The following is a 23,231-nucleotide window of genomic DNA, read 5'->3' as shown; positions in this document are numbered from 1 at the left end:
GGTTTACTTAGGATAAATAATTAAAAGGTTGGCATCATATGTCATTACGCCAAGCAGTATTGAGTTAATTAATTTTTGTAGACTTACTTTATAATATTGCTTCCCACTTATAGGGTTAGCTTCCAGAGGATCAGCTATAAAGGCCACTCTATCCTCTTGATTAAAACCGTTTATGATCACAAAATGGCCCGTGGGTTCACCGAGCACATCATCATACCTGATTACAATATCACCAGTTTCTCTAGGGCTTTCATACAGATAAGTAGCACTTAGACCTGTGAGAATAGGCATTCCTTTAGTTAAAAATGATTTAATGAGTGTAGGTGTAAGTTCTTCAAACCTAATCTGCCCACCACTTTCTAAAAACTGAAGGTACTCCTCCGTAGCTACCTGCAATCGCAAATCACCAGACTTCACTTTCAGCTGTGCCCTTAGTTTTTCTTTTAGATCTACCTGGTCCTTAAACCAAGAGATATCAAAGGTGCTCAGGTTATAAGTATAAATAGTGGCTTTATAACCTCTGCGCAAGGCATGGTTAGCCAACACTACCGCTAAAGTGCCACCTGATGACAGCTGCTTCACCTCCTGAATTACCTGCTTTAAGGGTATTTCATCATTGTAAAACTGATACACTCCATGAAGACAAGTAGGTCCACACGTAACATCATCAGGCTGCGCTTTAATGTCCAGATCTAATATTTTCTCTTTTAGTTTCAACAACATTTTCTACACAAAATCATTAATAATATCTACAGATAAACTCTTCTGAAAACTCTATATTTAGCGCACTAATGACAGTGATTACAGATGGGTATTTATATGTTCATCATATGACGCAGCGGTAATAAAAAGTCACAAGGAATAATATGATTAATAAAAAACTTTCTGACGAAGAGATAATACTATATCTGCAGCAGGGCGCTGGCGGGCAATACTTTACACTTTTAGTGGAAAGGCACGAAAACTATATTTTAAAAAAATGTAAAAGTTATGTGCAGGACGACGACCAGGCCGAAGATCTTTGTCAGGAAATACTAATTAAGCTATTCCTTAAAGTGCATGATTTTAAAGGTCAGGCCAAATTCTCTACCTGGCTCTTCTCTATCATTCATAATACCTGCATAGACCAGCTCCGAAAAAATAAGAAGAGTGTGGCCCAAGTAATTACTGAAAAAATGGCCGATGAAATATCTGACCTTGTAGATGGTGTAGATGAGGTGCCGGAAGAGATTTCTGTAAAAATTCTTAATGAACTTTTAGAAGAAATCTCCCCCGAGGAAAAGCTCCTACTACTTATGAAATACAAGGAGAAACATCATATTAAGGATATTCAGCTTACTTTGGGTCTTTCAGAAAGTGCCGTAAAAATGCGCCTAAAAAGAGCCAAAGAAAAGATTAACAAACTATACTTAAAGCAGCGCCAAAAGCAGGACGATTAGATCATTTTAGTGATGAACGTATCTAATATCTCCACCAGGATAAGGATGATAATGATCCACTCTAGCTTGCTACTTTCTTTATGATGGGATAGATCCATAAAAGCCTGCAGGTTAGCCTCCACTATTTTAAAGGTATTTTCAATCGCTCTGTATCTGGGACCACTATCAAAGTGACGGGACAGAACCTTGTTCACACCATCCAGATACTCATTCTCCCACGTTACGGGAGGAGAATCCAGAATGTAAAGGTTCTCAGCAATCTTGTTTTGCGTGTTAAGCGCTTTACCTATAAACTTTTGAATATTCTTAGTTCTAATTTCCAGCTTTCCCTCTTCTTCCATAGTATTAGCAAAAACTTTAATCTGACTTAAAAGATCTTGAGATACCTGATCATAATATAAGAGCGCCAGACTTTGAGCCAGGTTAAGCATCACTATTTTTATAGCCCCTTCATTGATAGAGGATAGCGAAAGATGGTTAAAACGGATGGTCATGTCATTATCCGGATTTAAAAGGAGGGCAAAATCATCTTTTAACAAATCATTTTTGTCCACTTCCGGGAAAAGACGTTCCAGTTCCTGATTAATTTCTTCGGCACGAAAATTATAAAAAACCATTACGCCATAATTAAACATATAGACGTATTTCTTTTCATCGTATTGATAGAAAACCTCACTCTTACTACCGCTGATTTCCATATCTACCAGCCTCTGCCTGCAATCATTAATGTTGATATTATTCTTGATATGATAGGCTTTCAGCTTATACTCTTCAAAATCTGACATAGGAATAAATTATATTATTTCGATTAGACGCCATTATGAAGAATAGTCACTAAAAATAATTTTTTAAATGTTAGGTGACTTCAATATGGCCCCTGCGTCATACGTGAAATTCAGGCTCATGAAAAGAGTAAAACAAATGTATTCGTCTATAGAAAATGGCAATGATGAAATACAGACAAACGACCACGCAGTAATATGCGAGGAAAAGAAAGACTCTGAAGTAAACCACAAAAAGAAAAAGAAGAACATGAAACATCTACTTACCCTCATATTTGTGCTAGGCACAATTTGGGCAAGCGCTCAATCACCTAAAGTTCCTGCTAACGCTCAGAAAGATTTTAAGACTAAATTTAAAAATGCTGAGCAAGTAAGCTGGGAAGAAACCGAAAACAAAGAATTTGTAGCTTCCTTTTATATGGAAGAAGCTGAGCACATGGTAGCTTATGATGCTAAAGGTGCATGGTTATACACCTCTCAGCTCATTGAAGAAAGCGATCTTCCAGAAGCAATCTCTGAGAAAATTTCTGATGATTTTATTGAAACCAGCATAGTAGCTGCTGAGAAAAGAACTACAGCTAAAAAAGAAAGCCTTTATATAGTAACGCTTCAGCCAGATTATCTATACACAGAAGATGAATCTGAAGAAAGTGATGATGTAGAAGAGCAAGAAGAAGATATGACTGCTCATGCAATTCAACTTACTTTTGATGCCTCTGGCAAGCTGATTACCAAAAAGACTATGTTATAATAGTATTAACTATCCGGTGGCCTGGCCATCGGATAGTTTTATATTTTTAGTCGTACCAATACCCTACGCCTCCGTCAGCTTCCAGCTCTACGCTCAGGCCTTTCACCAACCTCACCTGAAAGTTTATATAACTGATAATCATTGCCGCATCCAGAATTTCACGGTCTTCAATTTTCAGTTCTTTCATTCGGTTAACGATCTGATCTATTACAGATTTATTGGCATTCAAGGTGAGTGCTTCTGCATAACTACATAAAGCCCTGTTAGCTCTGCCTATTTCAGCGGTTTTATAATCATTTACCAAAGATTGGATTCGCCCCTCTTCCTTCCAGTAATGCGCTAACGCTTCTGAATGATGCGCCAAAGAATAATCACAATCCGTATAAACTGAAACTATTACGGCCAGCATTTCTTTCTGGTACCTTTTCAAAGGAGACCCACCAAACATTAATTCGATGTTAAAATCAATGTTCCTCATCATAGTTTCAGGGTTAAGGCTTTGTGCCTCATACAGGTTAGCTACTTTACCCCTGTTTCTTTCCAGCGTATTATACACTTCCCTTAACTCATCAGTAGCTTCCGCTGGAGATATTGCCTGGATATTCATAATCTATTGCATTTAAATTCCACATATTAAGCCCATAAGCATTGTCATTTTAAAAACACCTTGAGCTTAACTATTAAACGTTGAAATGTAGTGTATGGTAAAGAATAAGCCTCTTTATTAGGGTTAAATAATGTTAAAGACTGCTTAAAACCCACTTTTATAGTGAAATAAGAATAAATACAAATGAATGAGGCTGCTCACATGAGTGAAACAGCCTCTTTTTCAAACCAAAGGAATTATATTTTAATGCAGACCGATCAGTTTTTTAGCCAGTGTTTTACTTTGTTGAAGATATTTCTCCTGGTCGGCTTTTACATCCAGCATGCTTACAAAATAATACGTGCCATCTAATAAATTATATACTTGATGCGCCACTGTGGCCGGATCTTCAATGGCCAGAAAGCCTGCTTTTGTACACTGCTCTAATATGGTCTTCAAACCGGACCTAAGCTCGAGATGAAGGTCTTTAAACTTGCCTTTTATTTCAGGATGACGAAATATCAATGTATAACAGCTATAATAAACGCCATCGTCATATAGCTCATTCCAATCTAAAGAAAAGAGCTTATCCAGCACTTTATTTAAATGCTCCTGATGCGAAAGGTCATCTGCATGAGCAATAGAGAATATCTGCTTGTATTGATCCAGGTTATACTGGATGAGAGCAAGAATTAATTCATCTCTATTTTTAAAGTAATGCACAATTAGGCTGGGTTGTATTTCCAGCTTTTGGGCAATCTTGGCAAAGGAAGTATTCTCTAGTCCTTCCACCTTGGCCACCTCATAAAATGTGCTTAGAATCTCCTTCTTTCTAATCTCTGCAATTGACTGTTTCGCCATGGCGGAAAGTTAGTAAAATTTTTATTGTACAATCATTCAATTTTTTGAATTAACAATTAATTAATTAAACACTGGTTAAATTAATTAATACTTAATGCATGGCCACGATTCAGGTAAACTGTGAAATATACATTTGAGGCTCAATCACAAACGTATATTCCATGAAAAGAAATCTACCTAAATTCCAAAGATGGCTGCTAAATGCAGCATTGATCTTAATGGTCAATGCGCTATTTATTACGCCTTCTTTAGCCCAATCTCAGATTGAGGGAGTAGTGCAAAGTACCACAGGAGAGCCTATAATCGGAGCTTCTGTTATGGTTGTGAATTCCACCACCGGATCTATCACTGATTTAGAGGGGAAATTCAGATTAAGAGCCAATGAATCAGACTCATTAAGCATATCATTTATAGGATATAAGACTCAGATGATACCTGTGGGAAGTAAAGCCAGCTTCTCTATTACTTTACAAGAAGATGTAGCTCAACTTTCTGAGGTGGTAGTTACTGCACTGGGTATTGAAAGAGATAAAAAGGCATTGGGCTATTCTGTACAGCAGGTATCTGGCGAGGAACTCAGCCAGGTGAGAACTGGAAATATGGTAAATGCCCTTTCTGGTAAGCTGGCAGGTGTACAAGTTACAGGATCCAACAATGGTCTTGCTAGCTCTGCCAGAGTAATCATAAGAGGAGAAAACTCTCTCAACATCAATAAAAATTCACCTTTATTTATTGTGGATGGCACACCTATAAATAACAACATTTATGGAGTAGGTGGTGGCACCACAGACCAGGCAAACATGCCAACAGACTACGGTAACGGCGCAGCGGAAATTAACCCTGAAGACATAGAGTCCATGAGTGTTTTAAAAGGAGCAGCAGCTACTGCGCTCTATGGTTCAAGAGCTGCCAATGGTGTTATTGTAATAACCACTAAATCAGGAAAAGGAAAGAAAGGCTTAGGGGTAAACGTATCTACTTCTTTAACCTTCAGTAATCCATTGGTTCTACCAGACATACAGAAGCAATATGGCGGTGGCTGGGGCTTAAGCTATGCACCTGACTATGGCACCAACTTCGGACCAAAATTAGATGATGAGCTACTGATTCTTCAAGACGGAAGCCCGGGTTTCGACAGTGGAGAAGCAGAACCATTTATCCATAGATATGATCTGAATGACTTTTTTGAAACAGGTGTGGCTAGTAATACCAACATATCCATTGCAGGTAGTAACGACAAGGGTAACATCAGAATGTCATATGGTAAATCTTCTAACACAGGTATTGTTCCAAACTCCGATCTCAAAAGAGATAATATCAACATCAGTACATCATACAAACCTGCCAAAAGCTGGACTATTAACATGAATGGTACTTATGTTAAAAGCAAAAGCGACAACTTACCTGTATCTGGCTATGGTGGCCAGGGGCTGATGTATGCTTTGTTATGGAACTACACTAACGTAGATCTTGACTGGCTGAGAAACTACTGGCTGGAAGAAGATAAAGTACAACGCAATATCTTTACATGGGCCGATAACCCATTCCTCATTGCACATGAAAACATCAATGCCTTTGACAAAGACAGATTATTTGGTAATGTAAGCTCAGCATTTAACATCACACCAGAATTATCATTAATGGTTCGTTACGGCCTAGATAATTCGTCTGACTTCAGATGGTCTAGAAGACCTAAGGGAACGGTTTATTTTACGGAAGGCATGTACCGTGAGCAAACTATTGATTTTCAAGAGAGTAACGCAGATTTCTTATTGACTTATGACACCCGTTTTGGTGAATTTACCACCAAAGTATCAGTAGGAGGAAACCAGCTTAGACAGAGTACAAAGGAAAGCACTATCCAGGGAAATGGATTAAGCGTAGCCGGTATTTACACCCTGGGTAACATTAATGTGATGCCTGACTTATATCGCTATGAAGGTGAGAAGAGAGTAAATAGCTTGTATGCATTTGCCAACATTGGCTATAAAGATTTCATTTACCTGGACGTAACCGCCAGAAATGACTGGAGCAGCACATTGCCTGAAGATAACAACTCTTACTTCTATCCGGCAGCAGCTCTGAGCATAGTGCCTACAGAAATGTATGACATTTGGGATCCTTTAGATTATCTAAAGTTAAGAATGAATGTGGCCCGAGTGGGTAAAGACACAGATCCTTATCAGCTGATCAAGACCTACCCTTTTGGCACCTTGCCTAATACACTAACTACTCCTAACGCACTGCCTAACATGAACTTGAAACCGGAGACTACAGATTCATACGAAGTAGGTTTGGAGGCATATTTCTTTAACAAAAGGATCACTACAGAAGTGAGTCTTTACAAGACTGTAAGTACCGACCAGATCATCTCCTTTGCCGTTTCAGGGGCTTCTGGCTACAACCAATTGTTTGCTAATGCCGGTGAAATCAAAAATCATGGTGTAGAAGTTGTGCTTGGCGCTTTACCCATAAAGACTGACAACTTCGAGTGGAGCATTCAGGCCAATTATACCAGAAACCGCGGCGAAGTAGTTTCATTATACAACAACCTGGAGTCTTATATCATCGCTCAAGGACCTGATGGCGTTACAGTAGAAGCCAGACCAGGAGAAAGAATGGGTGACATTTATGGTAACACCTATGTGCATGCACCTGATGGCCAAATTGTATATGATAATAATGGCCTGCCTCTTAGCGGACCAAGAAAGAAAGTAGGTAACTATAATCCTGACTTTATGCTGGGACTTTCTTCTGGAATAAGATTTAAGCAACTGAGCCTAAACGCTTTACTTGACATCCGTCAGGGAGGTATTATTTACTCTTACACGCATGCCATTGGCACAGAAAGCGGTATTTTAAAATCATCTCTTCCTGGCCGTGAAGACGGAATTATTGGTGAAGGTGTAGTACAAAATGAAGATGGTAGCTTTAGCCCGAATACCACCAGAGTTACCGCTGAAACCTATTACTATGGCAGTATTTACCCAAGGAATAATGCGGAAGCAAATAGCTTTGATGCCTCTTATATTAAGTTAAGAGAACTAAGCCTGGGCTACACTTTACCTCAATCCTTGGTGAACAAAGTAGGCTTGCAGGGAGCTACCATCTCATTAATAGGAAGCAACCTTGCCTTATGGACAGATGTACCTAACATAGACCCTGAAGCACAGGCTCTTAACGGAGGCACCCTGATTCCAGGAATGGAAGTAACACAACTACCTTCTACCAGATCATACGGTTTTAAAGTCAACATCAATTTCTAAGGTTTAACACAGCCTAATTGAACCTAAGAATAAAATTTATAATCATGAAAAAGATAATAATAGCCGCTGTCATTGCCTGTGCCGCTTTTAGTTGCACTAATGACTTTGAAGAGATAAACACGAATAACAATGAACCAATAGAAGCTACTCCAGACTATCTGTTACCCACAGTAATATTTAATCTGGCTGACTTTTCAGTAAACAACAGCTATGGTTTTGGAGACATCATATCTCAATATGCCGCAAACTATGAGTACAATGATCTGGACATTTACAGATGGAACAGTAACGGTAGCTTCTGGGGTATTTATGATTACTTGCAGGATCTGAAAGAGATAGAGGATTATGCCATTGAAAATGACATGCCTAACTACCAAGCTGCAGCTTTAATCTTAGAGGCTTATTCTTTTAGTTTGATCACAGACGCTTACGGTGATGTGCCATACACAGAAGCTAATATGGCTGAAACAGGAAACATTACTCCGAAATACGATACTCAAAAAACCATTTATAATGGCATTTTAGATAAGCTCGAAAAAGCAAATGCCTTGATTGTTACTGGTGAGAGCATCAATGGAGATATTCTTTATGGTGGAAACATGAATAAATGGAAAAAGCTAGCCAACTCATTAAGGCTGAGACTGTTATTACGTTTATCAAATGTGCAGGATGTTTCATCTGAAATGAACGAAATAGTAACGAATGCCGCTACCTACCCTGTTTTTGAAAGCACTGGTGACGATGCCATTTACAGCTATTCCGGCTCCATGCCTGACTTATCTCCATACTCTATTGGCCGAAGCAGACCATATGGCTACTTCATTGCTATGCCTACATCTCACCTGGTAGATGCATTGAAGGAAAATAACGATCCAAGACTAGTAGAATGGGTGGACCTGAAAATGAATGACAACGGATCATTTGAGTATAAAGGTGTGGATCCAGGTCAGACTTTGGGAGATATAGGAAGACCAGCGGATTTTTCATCTCGCGATTCTTCTTATCTGAATAACCCTGCAAAAATAAAGGCCATATTCCTTACCTACAGTGAAGTAAACTTTATACTGGCCGAAGCTGCTGAGAAAAACTTGATTTCAGGCTCAGCGGAAGACTATTACAATAAAGCCGTTGAAGCCTCTTTCACACAATGGGGCCTAGCCATGCCAGCTGATTTCTTAACAAACACAGTGTCTTATGACGCCAACGATCAGGAGCAATTCTACACTCAAAAATGGCTGGCGCTTTACCATACTCTGGGTGAGGCCTGGTCTGACTGGAGAAGAACAGGAATGCCTTCATTTATACAAGCTGGCTCTGGCAATATTAATAATGACAAAGTACCTGTTAGAATCATGTACCCGTCACTTGAGCAATCTGTAAACGGCTCCAATTATACAGAGGCCTCTCAAAGAATGGGTGGTGACAATATTAATTCACCAGTTTGGTGGGATAAATAATATATTTTTTCAACTTGGCTGTCTCGTCTCACTATGGAGTAACGAGACAGCTTTTTTTATTTAAAAACCATGAGAAAAATTTACCTATTCGCTTTATCACTGTTGGCCCTCGGTTGTCAGCCGAAAGAGAAGCCACAACAACAAGAAGAGACCACTAACAGTAAAACAAAAAAGGCTGTTTTTATTATTTTAGATGGAATCCCCACCGATGTTCTCAAGCGTGTCAACACACCCCATCTGGATGCCATAGCTAAAGATGGTGGCTTCGCAGATATTCACGTAGGTGGTGAAAAAGGCACTTACAATGAAACCCCAACCATCTCAGCACCAGGCTACATAGACTTACTTACCGGCACCTGGGCTAACAAGCATAATGTTTGGAATAACTACAACCAGGAGCCAAACTATAACTACTGGAATATCTTCAGAATTGCTGAAACAGTAAAACCAGAACTCAAGACGGCAATTTTTTCTTCCTGGCTAGATAACAGAACCATTTTAGTGGGCGAAGGCCAGCAAGACGCGGGCAATTTTAAAATTGATTATGCTTTTGATGGATTTGAAAAAGATACTGTTCGTTTCCCCCATGATCCACGCTACAATTATATCGGCAAAATAGACAGCCTGGTGAGTGCAGAAACGGCAAGTTACATAGCCAGCGAAGCCCCCGATCTATCCTGGGTTTATCTGGAACATACTGACGACATTGGGCATGCTTTGGGTGATAGCGAATTATTTGACAATGAGATCATTAAAGCAGACAAAAAGGTTGGTGCCATTTACGAGGCCATCAAAAAGAGGGAAAAGGACTATAACGAAGACTGGATGATAGTGGTAACAACCGACCACGGCCGAGACCCTGAGACAGGCAAACACCATGGAGGTCAGTCTGATAGAGAGCGACACACCTGGCTTGCGACTAACCAAAAAGAGGTTAATACCAGGTTTCAAGAAGGCAATATGGCCATCATTGACATTACGCCGTCTATATTGACTTTTCTTAATATTGAACTACCTGCGGAAACGAAAAAAGAAATAGACGGCACTTCATTTATCCGGGCCGTTAGCGCTGACCAACTAAAAGCTGAATATGACAATGGCCAACTCAACCTCAGCTGGCACGTGATAAATTCTGATGGAAATGGGCAATTAAAAATCGCTTTTTCAAATGATCACAAAACCGGCGGCAAAGATGAATACCAACCCATTGGCGAAGTAGAAATCTCTACTGGAAAGGCAAAAATATCGCTTAGCGCGGAGCAAAAGCAAAAAATTGAATCATCGAAATTTGCCAAGGTAATTTTAGAAACCCCGTCCAACACATTAAACCGCTGGATTGTGCTAAAATAATTTAATTTGCGCTCATGGAAGAGATATTTTTCGAGGCACTGGGCTGGCTGAGCGCATTTTTCTTTCTTTATGCGTATTTCAATCTGGTAAGAGGTAAGTGGCAGGGTGATGACATGATTTACCACACTTTCAATTTTGTAGGCTGCATATTATTGGTGATCAACACTATTTATTACTATGCCTGGGCAGCCACTTTTATCAACGTAGCCTGGGGTGGCATTGCACTTTATGGCATGGTGAAGCGGAAAGTTGGTAAAAGTTGAGTGTTCTTAATGCATGGCTGAGTTGGGTTGTGGGTAATTAAATAATTCCTTTTAGAAATTCTTAACCCTAATTTTGCCATCTTCAAATTCAATCAGTAGCTGATTTGAAGTTATTCCTTCTTTTTGCAAAATTTCAGGAATAGAACCAAACGGATTGTCAATATCTAAATAAATTTCATCAACACCATCATTATCAAAATCCATCACAAGAAATTGAGTTATATCCGTCATTTCTTTAAATAAATATGGCATATCAATATAGAAGGTTGGAAATCTTGTCCATATATTATCTGAACTTGTTTTAACCTCAAGATGAAAATAAACATGTGCTCCTCCATTTCCTATGAAGGAGATTGAATCCATTGTGCCATCATTATCAATATCCCATTTATTTGCATATTGATATGTGAGCCTATCGGTTAATAAATTCGAGTCATATAAATATACCGCATATTCAGCCTCTGGAAGGGGAATAGTTTCATAGGTCGTGTTTTGTGCTTTGATCGAATGATAAATAGTTAAGAATAATATTATAGAAAATATTATTTTCATTGCTCGACTTCGATTATAAACTTTCTTCAATTTTAAAGGCGCCACCCATCCCGAATACAGTCCATTGGTAAGGCTCAGACGTTTCATTAAAAATACCAAACAAACCCTCAATGCCTTCCACAAGGAGCTGGATATTATCACTAAAATCTTTTAGATATTCATTTATTCTTCTGCCTTTATATAACTTAAAATCATGAAGCAAATGATTTGAATTCAATCTATTAATTATCTTCTCCTTTTTTTCGAGCCATTACGAATAGACATGTAAATAGTAAAGCCAGCTTTACCTTTCGAGTCTATTCCGTAAAAAACCATTGCTCTGGAATCAATAATTCTGAGAGTTAACCCTTGAATTTGACTATCAAATGTAATCACCAATGAAGTATCTTCTATTATACTTCTCTCCAGAAGATTCCTTAATTCTGTCATCATTACTCCACCAACTCCTGAATCTCCCCGATCTGTATAACTGGCTGAATATTAGTGTAATTCTTAAAATCATTAACTATTGCATCTCTATTGGCGGCAATAGCTTTATTGTATTCCGAGATATCGCTTATATAAAAATATCCTACAGCCAGGTATGGAACAGCATCGCCAGGTGTCCTACCGGCCAATCCTTTATCTATTTCATAAAACTTCAAATTATCACCTAAAAAACCTGCAACCATGGGCATATGACTGGCTTTGTAATAATCAAAATCGAAGGTTTTTCCTTCTCCATTAGGATAAAGGATCGTTACCTTGTTCATACCCTGCTTTAGCGCATGTGGAGCCTTAGCATTATCAGATTGGCAGGCTGTGAATAATAATAAAGTGAGAATAAAGGAAAGAATTTGAATTTTAGAAGACATAGTAGTAGTTGGTTTAAGTTAATAGTAATCCATCGCCACTAGCCATCTCTGAGGTATTTACCTTATTACGAGAAATAGTTAAGACTGGTTATAGGAAACAACCCTCTCATCCTCTAACTTCTTCAAGGCTTCTTTCATCCCCGCCACTTGCTCTAGAAGATGACCTTTCCATTCTGCCAACTCACCCGAAATATGAATTAAATAGGATTGGTAAATCTTTCATGAATGGACCAGTATTTGTCTTTAAATATATCAAGCTCAAACTTAAACTGATCACCAAATTTTTTCTCTATTCGCTCCATCACCCTGGAAGGCTCACGAAAGTCTTTACATGAAAAATAAATATCTCTTCTATCGCCCCCTGTTTGCCTACCTACATTAAGATAACCTAAATAATCTTTTAAGACATCTGTGATTTCAAGTTCTATCTTATCCATAGCTTCAAAATCATCCTGAGTAGGAAATCCATTATTTTCCTTACCATCATAAACTATGGTGAAAATACAAATCCAAGGATGTGAAGCCTTGGCATCCCAAGCTAAAAGATCAGTATTAATGGTTGCGATCAGTGGGGTTCCATCCTCAAATTGTGCTTCATACGAAGCGTAAGAATCATGTTCTGTATTATATTTTACACCCTCATACTTTTCCACAAACTCCTTCTCACGCCAGATGATATAATCCTTAATTTTATTTATTGGAACCAGCCCCTCTTCATTGTCAGGCCAGCCCTCAACTTCCACATAATCGATAGCCGTAATTGACCTTATTTCACCCAAACAATTATCCAGATAAATATAAGATCCATTGATAATGACTTGCTTATCAGCTTTAACAGAGTCCTTATGATAAATAGCTAGTTTAATAGCATCGGGATAGCTCTCTTCAACATGTGGTTTAAAGGCCAGGGTATCTGAATTAAACTTTACCCCATCCATTTGGATATTAACATCTTTGATGTCCAGCTCAGGTTTGTGAGCCGTAAATCGCCAACCTTCAATAGGAGGAGCAGCAGTAATTAAGTCTTCAACAAAAGCCATATTCTTCAGATCACCATCAGCGGTAATGATCAACTCTGCCATGTTTTCATCAATCATTCCGGTCAAATAAAAGAACCCTGCATGCACTTTATCCAGCATTGGATCCAGCTTTTGAAAAAAACCACTTTCAATGTTTTTACCAGACTTCACAACTCTGAAGAAGTTCTTGTCCTCTGTTTTAAACCATTCCCAGAATTCCTCATAAGAGAAAGATGAAGGCAATTTCTTAGCGAATAGGTTCTTGAAAATTTTCATTATATATGACAAATATCTGCAGTATTGAACGCCTGTTTATGACGGGCATATTAGTTCTACAAACTAAAAGATTTTGAATAAATTTCAAATATAAAACAATGCAAGATCCTCCTTAACGAAATGGGTGTTAAGCCTACTGGGAAGACAATTTCAACACCCCTAAAATCTTTGTGAAAATTTCCGTATTAGCATAAACACCCTGAAAGTTTTCCGCTCCCGGTCCGTAAGCGAAAACTGGCACCATTACTCCTGTATGATCGTTTGTGGAAAAGTGTGATCTGACAGCACCTTGTTGCAGGTCTCCACCAACTAAAGAAAGGCCTCCGGTTTCGTGGTCTGCCGTGATAATTAGCAGAGTTTCCTGATTTTGATCTACAAACTTCATGGCCTCACCGATGGTCTTATCCAGGTCGAGGACTTCTTGCACTACATAAGGCAGATCATTACTATGCCCTCCCCAATCTACCTGAGCTGATTCTTCCATAATAAAGAAAGGTTGACTAGTCTTCTGTAGTGCTTGGATAGATTTCGTTAGGGCCTGAGTTAAAAAATCACCACGTCCATTTTGCATAGAGGCTTTAGCAGCTTCATCCAAAATCACCATTTTTTGATGGCTACCATCCATAGCCTGAAAATTATCAGAAACAAAATAACCAGCCTTTTCCAGTTCCTTTTTTAAATTCTTCTCGTCGCTTCTTTTAATAAAGTGATCATAGCCACCACCTATTAAAATATCATTTTTACTTTTTAAAAAGTCTAAAGCAATAGCCTCACTTAAACTTCTCTCCTTTTGATGGGCGTAGAACGACGCCGGTGTGGCATCGGTAATATCGCCACTGGATATTATGGCGGTATTAAAACCTTCATCCTTCAATATCTCCGTAATAGATGTCAACCTGTGTCCATCAGCATCCATGCCAATATATCGGTTATTGGTTTTCTTACCGGTAGCCATGGCAGTGGCCCCGGCAGCACTATCAGTGATGTAGCTATCACTGGCATTGGTTACGGCATAGCCCAAACTTTTAATCTGAAACACATTAAGCGCACCACCATTTGCTGTATAACCAGCATACCATTGGGAAAGGCCAGTGCCATCGCCAATCAAAAGAATCACATTTTTAGGGTTCTTTCTCTTGAAAGCATGCTGAGGCTCATAAACACTATGTCGCTCCGTATTTTGGTAGTAATTCTTCTCAGCACCGTTAAGAAACTCGGCCGCCTCCTGTACTTTATCTGTATTGAGAATATCTACTCCTAGCTTTCTAAATTCTATCCAGGCATTAGTGAAATCAGGTGTACCCCAAAACCTAATGGGCTTACCGAGCTTATGAACCTGATCAATGATCGCCTTCACCTTACTTTCATCTTCTTTAGTAAGCACTCCTTTACCGTTCCATTGGGTAAGATTACCTAATCCCATGCTGATCATAGGTACTCTTTCCAGCTGCTCCGGGGTATATTGCAGGTGTGTACGACCATCGAATTCAATAAATTTTGGAAATTCATCCCAAACCTCAGTTGAAGGCATATCACCACTGACCGCTATACCAAAAGTAGGGCAATTAATAAGGATTGGATATTTTTCCACCTCTGCCACTATTGCTTTCAATGCATTGTAACCATCATTTTTCAAGTCTATAAATAGCATGAGTTTTTGCTGCGAATCGTGATAAGCCAAGCCTTTGTTTCTGGAGATAATGTCATTCAAAGGTTTTAAATAAAGGCTTTCCAAGGTGCGGTTGGCCTGAATCTCATCAGTACTATGCGCCACCAATAGCTGATCATCCCTTAAGAAAACATCTGCCTCAATAAAGCCCACTCGCTGTTGGTAAGCGATATAAAGTGGAACCGATCGGTGATAATCATTATGAGCAAAAATGCTGGAGGTAGGATATTTCTGTGCTTTAAGCATGAACATTAGGCTCAAAAAGAAGAGGGTAAGTACGGTTTTTCTCATGTAAATCATTAATAGCTAATTACTTTACAAGTATCCCCCTTTTAGCTAAGCAAAATCAGCTTTTGATATTAATGTTATGTTATGAGATAGCATGTGCCAATAAAAAAGCCAGCTCATAATTATGAGCTGGCTTTTACGTCCATCTAGTAATGACAAAGTTAAGAACCTGTCATTTTTCTCTTAGCAGAGTTTTTATTGTTTAAGAAGCCTGATAATCTCATAGTAGCTTCTAACTCTTGTCTCTTTCTGCTCATCAGCTGAATGATAGCTCCTAAAATTCCGGTGCTATATCCGCCACTTCCAGTACTTCTGTCATCTTGCTTTTGATACGCCTCTTCAGCCATATGCTTATGAGGCATTCTAAAGCTAGACAAAGTCATAAACATGTTTCTTAGTGCCTCAGCAGACTCTTTCACATTAACTGACACTTCTTTGCTGATCAACTTACTCATCACTTTAGAAGCCAGAGATTCCTGCCCCTTATAGTTATAGTAAACATCTCTTAGCTGAGGCAAAATATAAGGAAGGTATGTATTCTGGAAAATATCATATTCCTCATCTCCACAGTCAGAACCCCACAATAGGTGATCGTAGATGAATACCGGCATTTCCACTGCGCCCGGCCCTAAGTAATCCCTTCCGTATAACTGAATAGGATCATAATAAAACCTCAGTACTTTTGAAAACACTGTAGTATCCACATTTCGCCTGGCATGAACAATGGCCTCAACCATTTTCTTGAAACAAGCATCTGCCATATGACAGATTAAAGCAAATTCCTTAGAGTCAATATCTGTATGATGTAACTCTATCAAATAATGGATGCCTTTAACAACAGGCTCCATTGACATTTTTACACTATCAATTAACCCTCGCTCATCGGTATAATGAGTGTAGGTTCGCATTCTATCTCCGGCCGGATTCCAAACGGAGTAATGCAATAAAGTGTCCCTGGGTGGTAGGTCGGTTTTTTCACTTAAAACATCTAGTATGTAATCTAACTCGGGCACCTGTTCTACAGGCTCCAATCCATGCTTCTTAATAGACCCTAATAGGATGCCTATATCTCGCATGGCAGCGATAGACTCTTCATAGCTAAACTTTGCCAGCTTATCTGGATACGGAATATACTTGTAAAGTCCTGAGACAAGCTTATCCACATCTCCTTGTTGGTTATATTCTGGAAGAAGTTTGAAAAATTCATCCATGTTCAAAGGGTCAAGATCTGCTATTGCCAGATCTTGACTTCTTTGCACGAATAACTTCTTTTCCCAGAAAAAGGACTTGTTAAGCGTTCGCTGCATAACTTATTAACTTTTGAGCCAATCGTTACAATCCTGCTCTGCGTTGAAAGTATGAATCGCCAAATTACCTACGGCCGTCTCGTTCACTTTGTCAACAGTTGCTTTAGCAAATACATCATCAGAAACTAATACCGCAATTTTGGTCAGTCCCAGACGCTCAACTTCAGGAAACCATACAGCTCCAAGGTATTCCTGCACCTCTTTAGAAAGTATTTTTAAACTTCTGTGATCACTAATGTGACCTTTCAGCTTGTTGTCTTTAATGTAACCAGAGATAATATCACACCCCTTCTTTACTTGATCCAACTTTAAAAATCCAATCCACCTCGCTTTTATCACATTAGCTTCATCTAATGTGATCTCACAATAACTCTCTTTTAAAATAAGTTTTTCAGCCATAATATAGTTTTATTAATATGGCGTAACCTCCTAAAAAATAAGTACTAAAAAAATTAAATCATGGGGTGTATCTAATGCAGGTATAAAATTTAACTCACCCATATCATTGGATTTATTTTAATTCTTTAAATACTGAAAACCAGCCACTTATGACCAATAATTGCTTTTATATTTCCTATAAACAAAGTGCAAACATCAGAATTTAGGTCAAAAAAGTTAATTTTATTAAAAAACCTTACATAGATCAATTTGTGATATATTACAAAATCCTATAAACCCTAATAAACTGAAAATAATAAAAAAAGCAGTAATTATAGGAATAATTACTGCTTAACTTTTTGGTTATTAAACTATAACCAGTTTTTTGATTTCTATTCTATCATTTTCTTATCAAGATCTACAACTACCGGAGAAGCTATAAATATTGAAGAATAAGTACCTACTACGATACCCACTAATAGAGCGAAAGAGAATCCTCTTAATACCTCTCCACCGAAAATGAATAGGATAAGAACCACTATCAAAGTAGTGAATGAGGTCATAATCGTTCTGTTCATAGTACTATTGATAGCCGAGTTAAATACCTTCAATCTTTCTCTGCCAGTACCCAAGTTTAAGTACTCTCTAATTCTATCAAATACTACCACGGTATCGTTTATGGAATAACCTATAATAGTAAGTAGGGCTGCCACGAAGACCTGATCTATTTCAAATTTAACACCTAACACACCAGCTATACCGAAAGCAGAGAATACAAATAAACTATCATGAACCAATGCGATGATAGCACCTGTACTGAACTGCCACTTTCTAAATCTGATTAAGATATAGATAAAGATAGCGATGATGGCGAAAATACCAGCCTCAAAAGAAGAGTCTTTAATATCATCAGCAATGGTAGCACCCACTTTAGAAGATCCTGAAATTGTGAAATGCTCACTATCTACTCTAGAACCTTCAGCTACATATGACTTACCTGTAAATGACTCTATACCTGAAATCACAGCCTGTTGCACTTGTGCATCAGCCTCATCAGACTCATCATTTACCAAATAAGAAGTAGTTACTTTCACTATGTTATTGCTACCAAAGTTTTTCACCTCTGTACCACCTTCGCCTAAGCTATTGCTTAACGAAACTTTCATGTCTGTAGCTACAATAGGATCTTTAAACTCTACGATATAAGATCTACCTCCTTCGAAATCAACACCAAGGTTTAATCCGTTGATGAAAACCAAAGCCATACCTATAACGATAATCACAGAAGAGATCATGTAAGCCATTCTTCTCTTACCCATGAAATCGATATTGAAGTTAGAAAGCAAGTTTTTAGAGAAAGGAGTTTGGAAAGAAATATTGCTCTCATCACCCTTCTTAGTCCACCATTCTACAATTACTCTGGTAATGAATACCGCAGTAAAGAATGAACAAGCAATACCTATCATTAAGGTAATAGCGAAACCTTTAATTGGTCCTTGTCCTAAAGCATAAAGAATGATCGCCGTTAAAGCGGTGGTTACGTTAGCATCCACAATAGAGCTAAATGCCTTACTATAACCCGCAGAAATAGCAGCTTTAAGCTTCACGCCATTTCTCATTTCTTCTCTTATTCTTTCGAAGATAAGTACGTTAGCATCTATCGACATACCAATGGTAAGTACGATACCTGCAATACCTGGTAAGGTAAGCGCAGACTGAAGCTGAGCCAAGATACCTAGGATAAAGAAGATATTGAATACCAGCGCAATGTTAGCTACTAAACCACCCTTAGCATAGTATCCGATCATGAAGATCACTACCACTGCAAGACCAGCTAACATAGAAAGGATACCCTGATTACGCGCCACCTCTCCAAGAGTTGGTCCTACGATAGCCTCCTCTACAATTCTTGTAGGAGCAGGAAGAGAACCAGCTTTTAATATATTCGCCAAATCTTTAGCCTCATCCATAGTGAAGCTACCAGTGATCTGAGAGTTACCATTAGGAATCTCACCGTTTACGAAAGGTGCAGAATACACTAAATTATCAAGTACGATAGCAATTCTACCTTGAGGTGTTTTGCTAGAAGCTTCTGCCGTCATTTTAGCCCAAACTCTAGTACCTAAAGCATTCATCTGCATGCTTATAGCTGGCCTGCTGTATTGGTCAAGTTCTTGACGTGCATCTGTAATCACTTCACCTGTAAGTCTTGCAGCACCACCACGTCCGGCTTGAACGAAATACAACTGAAGCATTTCTTGGTCAGTTTGCTCATCAACAAAAGGTTTTACAGCCCAAAGTGGCTTCACTGATCTTGGAAGTAATCCCTGAACATCTGCCCTTCTAAGAATAGAACCAATTACTGTAGTATCTCTCACATCATATGTTAATGGACCAGTAGCTAACTCAAATAATGGCGACATTCTGTTTGAAAGAGAATCTGCCTCTGTAGCTGTAGAATCGTTAGCACCTGAAAGCGCTGAATCTAGACTTGAAGCCTCATCTGTAGAATCTCCCTCAGTAGATAAAGCTGAGCTTAAATCTTCTTCTTGCTCTGCAACTTCTTCAGTAGCAGCTGTTCCATCTTCTTTTAAAGAAGCTTTTGCCTTTTGCTCGTTAACAAGCATGTCGTTAATGGCAAATAAGGCATTGTTGATATCAGTTGGCTGAGCTACTTCCCAGAACTCTAACTTAGCAACACCTTGTAATAATTTTCTAACTCTCTCAGGGTTATCAGCACCAGGTATTTCGATTTGGATTCTACCTTGATCTTCTAATTTCTGGATGTTAGGCTGAGAAGTACCAAACTCATCTAAACGAGTTCTTAAGATGATAAATGATCTGTCAATAGCATCATCAATCTCATCTTTAATAACTTTCATAACAGCGTCATCGCTATCACTACGGCTAATTCTGCTTCTGTTAGCAGCAGTAGCAAATATGTTTGCTAAAGGCTTCTCAGTAGTTTCATGATAAGACTCTATGAAAAGGTCAGCAAATTGCTCTGTACTCTCTTTTTGCTTTTGTTGAGCTTTCTCAATAGCAGAAAGGAAAGCAGGATCTTTACTATTTCCGCTAAGACCTTTTATAATGTCAATAGGAGATACTTCAAGAGTAACGTGCATACCACCTTGAAGGTCAAGACCTAAGCTAAGCTCTGTATCTTTTACTTCTTTGTAAGTATATTCTATTCCAAATAGATTGTATACAGGAATATTATAAACTGAATCTAAATAGGCTTGTTTTTTACCCAGGTCAACCACCCCTGACTCCTCGGTTGCAAACTGTACCGCATCCTGCTGAATATTTCTAGAAACGAAAGTAAACGACAGGTAATAGATACAAAGCAACGTTACTACTATGGTTAAAACAATAACCGCACCTTTGTTTCGCATTGTATTAATTGTTTGTTGTTAAGTAAGCTTAATTAAAAAGTTATATGTTCCCTTTGTGCAAAGGGGATATGGTTCAATATGAAAATATTGAAATAATAGGACTAGAGTAATCCGTTAGGGAGCATTCGGCGATATAATGAGCCGAAATAAAGTCTTAAAGTAAGTATTAAAATCAGGTATATTCTCAGGAATCTCTACCACATCTTCTGAGCTACCAGAGTAGATCTCAGTAATAAAATGGAGGGCCTGAGTAATGTTCATGTGGGCCACTGAGGATACCGCATCTTTACTTATAGAGAGTATAGCATGATCATTACTATCATCTTTATTATCATGCTTAATATCTATAGTGGTATCCTTGCCTGATGTAGCCAGGCTGTAGCTGGCCATATAACTATAGTAGCAAGTCTCTGACGTAAGGATTACCAGAGCCGCTAAAACACCAATGCAAAGACCAATGGTGTGCTTGAATTTCCGTATAGTTATATGATTACGCATCTTAAAGGCCTACAAATGTAGTGATATTCACCATTAAATCAAGTATGAGCGTCATTAAGTTTGGTCTTGAAGAAACCAGAGAGCACTTCGAGAGCGTTGTCAAAATTCTTGTTATTAGGAATTATCAAATCCGCATCATCTTTTAATGGCTCAAGGTACTTTTCAAAAGTAGGCATCACGTGTTTCTCGAATCTGTATAAAACATCGTCAAGATCGTATCCTCTTTCAATTTTATCACGAATAATTCGTCTTTTTAATTTGATGTGGTCCTTTGCAGATATAAAAAGCTTAAGGTCTAAAAGGTCCCTTACCTCTTTGTAATACATCACAAATAAGCCTTCAATCACTACAATAGGAGAAGCGTTAAACTTCAGTTTCTTAGGAGTAACCGCCGGGTTATTAAAGGTATATTCTTCTCTTTCGAAAGACTCTCCAGATTTAATCTTTCTAATATCAGCAGCAAAAGCATGCGCATCTATAGAAGCAGGGGTGTCAAAATTTTTCACACCATTCTCATCTAATGGCTGCTGTTCTCTTGGTAAGTAATAATTATCCTGAGATATGAGGCATATATCTTTACTATCAAACTGGTGCAATAAGCTATTTAAAAATAGTGTTTTACCAGACCCACTTCCACCTGTAATGCCTATAATAAAAGGATTCACTTCACTAAGATTTTTTTGATGATAAATATTTTACTAGTTGATTAAAAGCTCTCGCTCTATGGCTGATTTCGTTTTTCACATTCATACTCATTTGAGCAAATGTTTCCGAATAGCCTTCAGGGATAAATAAAGGATCATATCCAAAACCTCTATCTCCCGCTTTTTCTTTGATGATCTCACCTTTCACAACACCTTCAAACTGAATATCTTCTGAAGGGGTAATGAATGTGATTACGGTTCTAAATTGAGCTTTTCTATTGCTCTGCCCATCAAGTTTTGAAAGGAGCAGTGCCATGTTAGCCTCATTATTCCTTTCATTACCAGCATATCTTGCAGAAAGTACGCCTGGTTCACCATTGATGGCTTCTACTTCAAGCCCTGTATCATCAGCAAAACATGGTACACCAAAGGTTTTATATACATATTCTGCTTTCTGTCTGGAGTTTCCTTCCAGTGTATTCTGGTCTTCTCTAAGCTCTTCTGTGCAGCCTATTTCCTCCAGAGATACTAATTCAAAATGAGGAGGCAACATTTGTTGAACCTCCTCAAGTTTATTTTTATTATTTGTAGCAAAGCAGATTTTCATCTTACTCAATAGCTCAATAATTTAAGTTTTATTTTTTCTCTCCTGCAGGAGTAAAGTCTACAAGCTCTACATCAAAAACAAGGATAGAATTTTCAGTGATTACATCACTTCTTTTTCTTGGGCCATAAGCCATACCAGAAGGAACGTATAATGTAGCTTTACTTCCTTTTTTAAGTAGTGCCACACCTTCATCCCATCCTCTGATTACTCTACCTCTTCCTAATGGGAAAGCATAAGGAACATAACCACCAGGTCTATTTTCATTATACATATCCTGCTCTTTAGCTACAGACTCAATGCTAGTATCAAAGTAAGCTCCATCCAGTACATGACCAGCATAAGCTACTTCTACCATATCACCGTCTTGTGGAGACTCTCCTGTTCCTTCTTCTGTAATTACATAGTAAAGACCAGACTCAGTACTTTGAGCTTCAATATTATTTTCAGCAAGGTACTCTTCGATCGTTTTCTTGTCAGCCTCTAACTGCTCTTCAGCCTCAGCTTCCATTTTTTGCTGCTGCTTTTTCATCATGTCTTCTCTCCAAGCCATGAACTCTTCCTGATTCATTGCATCAGCCACACCGATGTTGAAAGTTAATGTACCTTCTTTATCTACCATTGGAGGAACTGGAGATTTCACGCTATTAGCAAAGAAATCAGCCGTCGCAATTTCGAATGTTACACTATCACCAATACGAAGGTCATTGAAAATCTGCTCGATACTGCCATCACTTGCAGCCCAAACAGAGTCATTTTTAGGAACAACAGCAGGAATGCCTTTTTCGGCAGTAGTCATCCATACAGAGTCATTATTATCCTTGTAGGTCATATTAAGCACCATGAATGAGCTATCTTTAATTGCCTCACCGTCACCTTCTCTTAAAAGAGTATACTTTAAGCCAGATGACGTTTGCTTTTCCTTTTGTCCACAAGCTTGAACTAGCACTACAAAAGTCAACAACAACAATATGTTTATTCTATTAATCATT

Annotated in this window: 22 protein-coding genes; 6 read left to right on the top strand and 16 right to left on the bottom strand. The window is 38.4% G+C overall.

What is annotated here, in order from left to right:
- Window positions 1-3: 3 nt before the first annotated feature.
- Window positions 4-723 carry a peptidase-C39 like family protein gene (locus LVD16_RS06420; RefSeq protein ID WP_233773095.1) on the bottom strand — a complete coding sequence of 240 codons (720 nt, stop codon included), beginning with the start codon at window positions 721-723 and terminating at the stop codon, window positions 4-6.
- 143 nt (window positions 724-866) lie between these two features.
- On the opposite strand from LVD16_RS06420, the gene LVD16_RS06415 reads away from it, so the two are divergent.
- Entirely contained in the window at window positions 867-1,439 is a 573-nt protein-coding gene (locus LVD16_RS06415) for an RNA polymerase sigma factor (RefSeq protein WP_233773094.1), read from the top strand.
- Here the strand turns inward: LVD16_RS06415 and LVD16_RS06410 are convergent.
- Entirely contained in the window at window positions 1,436-2,224 is a 789-nt protein-coding gene (locus LVD16_RS06410) for an RMD1 family protein (protein ID WP_233773093.1), read from the bottom strand. The genes LVD16_RS06415 and LVD16_RS06410 overlap by 4 nt on opposite strands.
- Before the next feature lie 118 nt (window positions 2,225-2,342).
- On the opposite strand from LVD16_RS06410, the gene LVD16_RS06405 reads away from it, so the two are divergent.
- Complete coding sequence (locus LVD16_RS06405; protein WP_233773092.1) at window positions 2,343-2,972, top strand: hypothetical protein; 630 nt, start codon at window positions 2,343-2,345, stop codon at window positions 2,970-2,972.
- A gap of 46 nt (window positions 2,973-3,018) precedes the next feature.
- Here the strand turns inward: LVD16_RS06405 and LVD16_RS06400 are convergent, their stop codons facing one another.
- Window positions 3,019-3,579: a peroxidase-related enzyme gene (locus LVD16_RS06400; RefSeq protein WP_233773091.1), complete on the bottom strand. Its 561-nt coding sequence runs from the start codon at window positions 3,577-3,579 to the stop codon at window positions 3,019-3,021.
- A 243-nt stretch (window positions 3,580-3,822) separates the two neighbouring features.
- Entirely contained in the window at window positions 3,823-4,419 is a 597-nt protein-coding gene (locus LVD16_RS06395; protein ID WP_233773090.1) for a TetR family transcriptional regulator, read from the bottom strand.
- 161 nt (window positions 4,420-4,580) lie between these two features.
- On the opposite strand from LVD16_RS06395, the gene LVD16_RS06390 reads away from it, so the two are divergent.
- From LVD16_RS06390 to LVD16_RS06375, 4 genes are all read left to right on the top strand, one after another.
- The gene (locus LVD16_RS06390) at window positions 4,581-7,685 is read left to right on the top strand and encodes a SusC/RagA family TonB-linked outer membrane protein (protein WP_233773089.1); all 3,105 of its coding nucleotides are present in this window, start codon (window positions 4,581-4,583) and stop codon (window positions 7,683-7,685) included.
- 44 nt (window positions 7,686-7,729) lie between these two features.
- Window positions 7,730-9,142 (top strand): SusD/RagB family nutrient-binding outer membrane lipoprotein, encoded by a 1,413-nt coding sequence (locus tag LVD16_RS06385; RefSeq protein WP_233773088.1) that lies wholly within the window; start codon window positions 7,730-7,732, stop codon window positions 9,140-9,142.
- A 69-nt stretch (window positions 9,143-9,211) separates the two neighbouring features.
- A complete protein-coding gene (locus tag LVD16_RS06380) occupies window positions 9,212-10,492 on the top strand; it encodes an alkaline phosphatase family protein (RefSeq protein WP_233773087.1) in 1,281 nt (426 codons plus the stop codon).
- Between the two features lie 14 nt (window positions 10,493-10,506).
- The gene (locus LVD16_RS06375; RefSeq protein WP_233773086.1) at window positions 10,507-10,755 is read left to right on the top strand and encodes a CBU_0592 family membrane protein; all 249 of its coding nucleotides are present in this window, start codon (window positions 10,507-10,509) and stop codon (window positions 10,753-10,755) included.
- A gap of 51 nt (window positions 10,756-10,806) precedes the next feature.
- On the opposite strand, the gene LVD16_RS06370 is transcribed toward LVD16_RS06375, so the two are convergent.
- The 12 genes from LVD16_RS06370 to LVD16_RS06315 all read right to left on the bottom strand — a co-directional run bounded on the left by LVD16_RS06370 (window position 10,807) and on the right by LVD16_RS06315 (window position 23,230).
- Window positions 10,807-11,307: an FG-GAP repeat domain-containing protein gene (locus tag LVD16_RS06370; RefSeq protein WP_233773085.1), complete on the bottom strand. Its 501-nt coding sequence runs from the start codon at window positions 11,305-11,307 to the stop codon at window positions 10,807-10,809.
- Between the two features lie 13 nt (window positions 11,308-11,320).
- Complete coding sequence (locus LVD16_RS06365) at window positions 11,321-11,524, bottom strand: hypothetical protein (RefSeq protein ID WP_233773084.1); 204 nt, start codon at window positions 11,522-11,524, stop codon at window positions 11,321-11,323.
- Window positions 11,525-11,738: 214 nt separating this feature from the next.
- Window positions 11,739-12,161 (bottom strand): EthD family reductase, encoded by a 423-nt coding sequence (locus LVD16_RS06360; protein ID WP_233773083.1) that lies wholly within the window; start codon window positions 12,159-12,161, stop codon window positions 11,739-11,741.
- A gap of 197 nt (window positions 12,162-12,358) precedes the next feature.
- On the bottom strand, window positions 12,359-13,456 hold the full coding sequence (locus LVD16_RS06355; protein WP_233773082.1) for a DUF695 domain-containing protein: 1,098 nt from the start codon (window positions 13,454-13,456) through the stop codon (window positions 12,359-12,361).
- A gap of 133 nt (window positions 13,457-13,589) precedes the next feature.
- Window positions 13,590-15,416, bottom strand: a complete 1,827-nt coding sequence (locus tag LVD16_RS06350; RefSeq protein WP_233773081.1) for an alkaline phosphatase — start codon at window positions 15,414-15,416, stop codon at window positions 13,590-13,592.
- Between the two features lie 158 nt (window positions 15,417-15,574).
- Window positions 15,575-16,720, bottom strand: coding sequence for a monodechloroaminopyrrolnitrin synthase PrnB family protein (locus LVD16_RS06345; RefSeq protein ID WP_233773080.1), 1,146 nt, complete (start codon window positions 16,718-16,720; stop codon window positions 15,575-15,577).
- A 6-nt stretch (window positions 16,721-16,726) separates the two neighbouring features.
- Complete coding sequence (locus LVD16_RS06340) at window positions 16,727-17,119, bottom strand: hypothetical protein (protein WP_233773079.1); 393 nt, start codon at window positions 17,117-17,119, stop codon at window positions 16,727-16,729.
- A gap of 371 nt (window positions 17,120-17,490) precedes the next feature.
- Entirely contained in the window at window positions 17,491-20,493 is a 3,003-nt protein-coding gene (secDF, locus tag LVD16_RS06335) for a protein translocase subunit SecDF (RefSeq protein WP_233773078.1), read from the bottom strand.
- Between the two features lie 114 nt (window positions 20,494-20,607).
- Window positions 20,608-20,991 carry a hypothetical protein gene (locus LVD16_RS06330; RefSeq protein WP_233773077.1) on the bottom strand — a complete coding sequence of 128 codons (384 nt, stop codon included), beginning with the start codon at window positions 20,989-20,991 and terminating at the stop codon, window positions 20,608-20,610.
- A gap of 38 nt (window positions 20,992-21,029) precedes the next feature.
- Window positions 21,030-21,656, bottom strand: coding sequence for a uridine kinase family protein (locus LVD16_RS06325; protein WP_233773076.1), 627 nt, complete (start codon window positions 21,654-21,656; stop codon window positions 21,030-21,032).
- A 4-nt stretch (window positions 21,657-21,660) separates the two neighbouring features.
- Window positions 21,661-22,242, bottom strand: a complete 582-nt coding sequence (locus LVD16_RS06320) for a non-canonical purine NTP diphosphatase (RefSeq protein WP_233774578.1) — start codon at window positions 22,240-22,242, stop codon at window positions 21,661-21,663.
- A 28-nt stretch (window positions 22,243-22,270) separates the two neighbouring features.
- Window positions 22,271-23,230 carry an FKBP-type peptidyl-prolyl cis-trans isomerase gene (locus LVD16_RS06315; protein ID WP_233773075.1) on the bottom strand — a complete coding sequence of 320 codons (960 nt, stop codon included), beginning with the start codon at window positions 23,228-23,230 and terminating at the stop codon, window positions 22,271-22,273.
- Window position 23,231 lies beyond the last annotated feature (1 nt).

This window comes from Fulvivirga ligni (genome assembly GCF_021389935.1).
Lineage (GTDB): Bacteria > Bacteroidota > Bacteroidia > Cytophagales > Cyclobacteriaceae > Fulvivirga > Fulvivirga ligni.
The sequence above is the reverse complement of the archived record's forward strand: the minus strand, read 5'-3'. Positions and strand labels throughout refer to the sequence as shown.

Excerpts from the sequence above, each read along its gene's own strand:
- LVD16_RS06420 (WP_233773095.1), bottom strand. The coding sequence starts at position 723 with ATGTTGTTGAAACTAAAAGAGAAAATATTAGATCTGGACATTAAAGCG.
- LVD16_RS06415 (WP_233773094.1), top strand. The coding sequence starts at position 867 with ATGATTAATAAAAAACTTTCTGACGAAGAGATAATACTATATCTGCAG.
- LVD16_RS06410 (WP_233773093.1), bottom strand. The coding sequence starts at position 2,224 with ATGTCAGATTTTGAAGAGTATAAGCTGAAAGCCTATCATATCAAGAAT.
- LVD16_RS06405 (WP_233773092.1), top strand. The coding sequence starts at position 2,343 with ATGAAAAGAGTAAAACAAATGTATTCGTCTATAGAAAATGGCAATGAT.
- LVD16_RS06400 (WP_233773091.1), bottom strand. The coding sequence starts at position 3,579 with ATGAATATCCAGGCAATATCTCCAGCGGAAGCTACTGATGAGTTAAGG.
- LVD16_RS06395 (WP_233773090.1), bottom strand. The coding sequence starts at position 4,419 with ATGGCGAAACAGTCAATTGCAGAGATTAGAAAGAAGGAGATTCTAAGC.
- LVD16_RS06390 (WP_233773089.1), top strand. The coding sequence starts at position 4,581 with ATGAAAAGAAATCTACCTAAATTCCAAAGATGGCTGCTAAATGCAGCA.
- LVD16_RS06385 (WP_233773088.1), top strand. The coding sequence starts at position 7,730 with ATGAAAAAGATAATAATAGCCGCTGTCATTGCCTGTGCCGCTTTTAGT.
- LVD16_RS06380 (WP_233773087.1), top strand. The coding sequence starts at position 9,212 with ATGAGAAAAATTTACCTATTCGCTTTATCACTGTTGGCCCTCGGTTGT.
- LVD16_RS06375 (WP_233773086.1), top strand. The coding sequence starts at position 10,507 with ATGGAAGAGATATTTTTCGAGGCACTGGGCTGGCTGAGCGCATTTTTC.
- LVD16_RS06370 (WP_233773085.1), bottom strand. The coding sequence starts at position 11,307 with ATGAAAATAATATTTTCTATAATATTATTCTTAACTATTTATCATTCG.
- LVD16_RS06360 (WP_233773083.1), bottom strand. The coding sequence starts at position 12,161 with ATGTCTTCTAAAATTCAAATTCTTTCCTTTATTCTCACTTTATTATTA.
- LVD16_RS06355 (WP_233773082.1), bottom strand. The coding sequence starts at position 13,456 with ATGAAAATTTTCAAGAACCTATTCGCTAAGAAATTGCCTTCATCTTTC.
- LVD16_RS06350 (WP_233773081.1), bottom strand. The coding sequence starts at position 15,416 with ATGAGAAAAACCGTACTTACCCTCTTCTTTTTGAGCCTAATGTTCATG.
- LVD16_RS06345 (WP_233773080.1), bottom strand. The coding sequence starts at position 16,720 with ATGCAGCGAACGCTTAACAAGTCCTTTTTCTGGGAAAAGAAGTTATTC.
- LVD16_RS06340 (WP_233773079.1), bottom strand. The coding sequence starts at position 17,119 with ATGGCTGAAAAACTTATTTTAAAAGAGAGTTATTGTGAGATCACATTA.
- secDF (WP_233773078.1), bottom strand. The coding sequence starts at position 20,493 with ATGCGAAACAAAGGTGCGGTTATTGTTTTAACCATAGTAGTAACGTTG.
- LVD16_RS06330 (WP_233773077.1), bottom strand. The coding sequence starts at position 20,991 with ATGCGTAATCATATAACTATACGGAAATTCAAGCACACCATTGGTCTT.
- LVD16_RS06320 (WP_233774578.1), bottom strand. The coding sequence starts at position 22,242 with ATGAAAATCTGCTTTGCTACAAATAATAAAAATAAACTTGAGGAGGTT.
- LVD16_RS06315 (WP_233773075.1), bottom strand. The coding sequence starts at position 23,230 with ATGATTAATAGAATAAACATATTGTTGTTGTTGACTTTTGTAGTGCTA.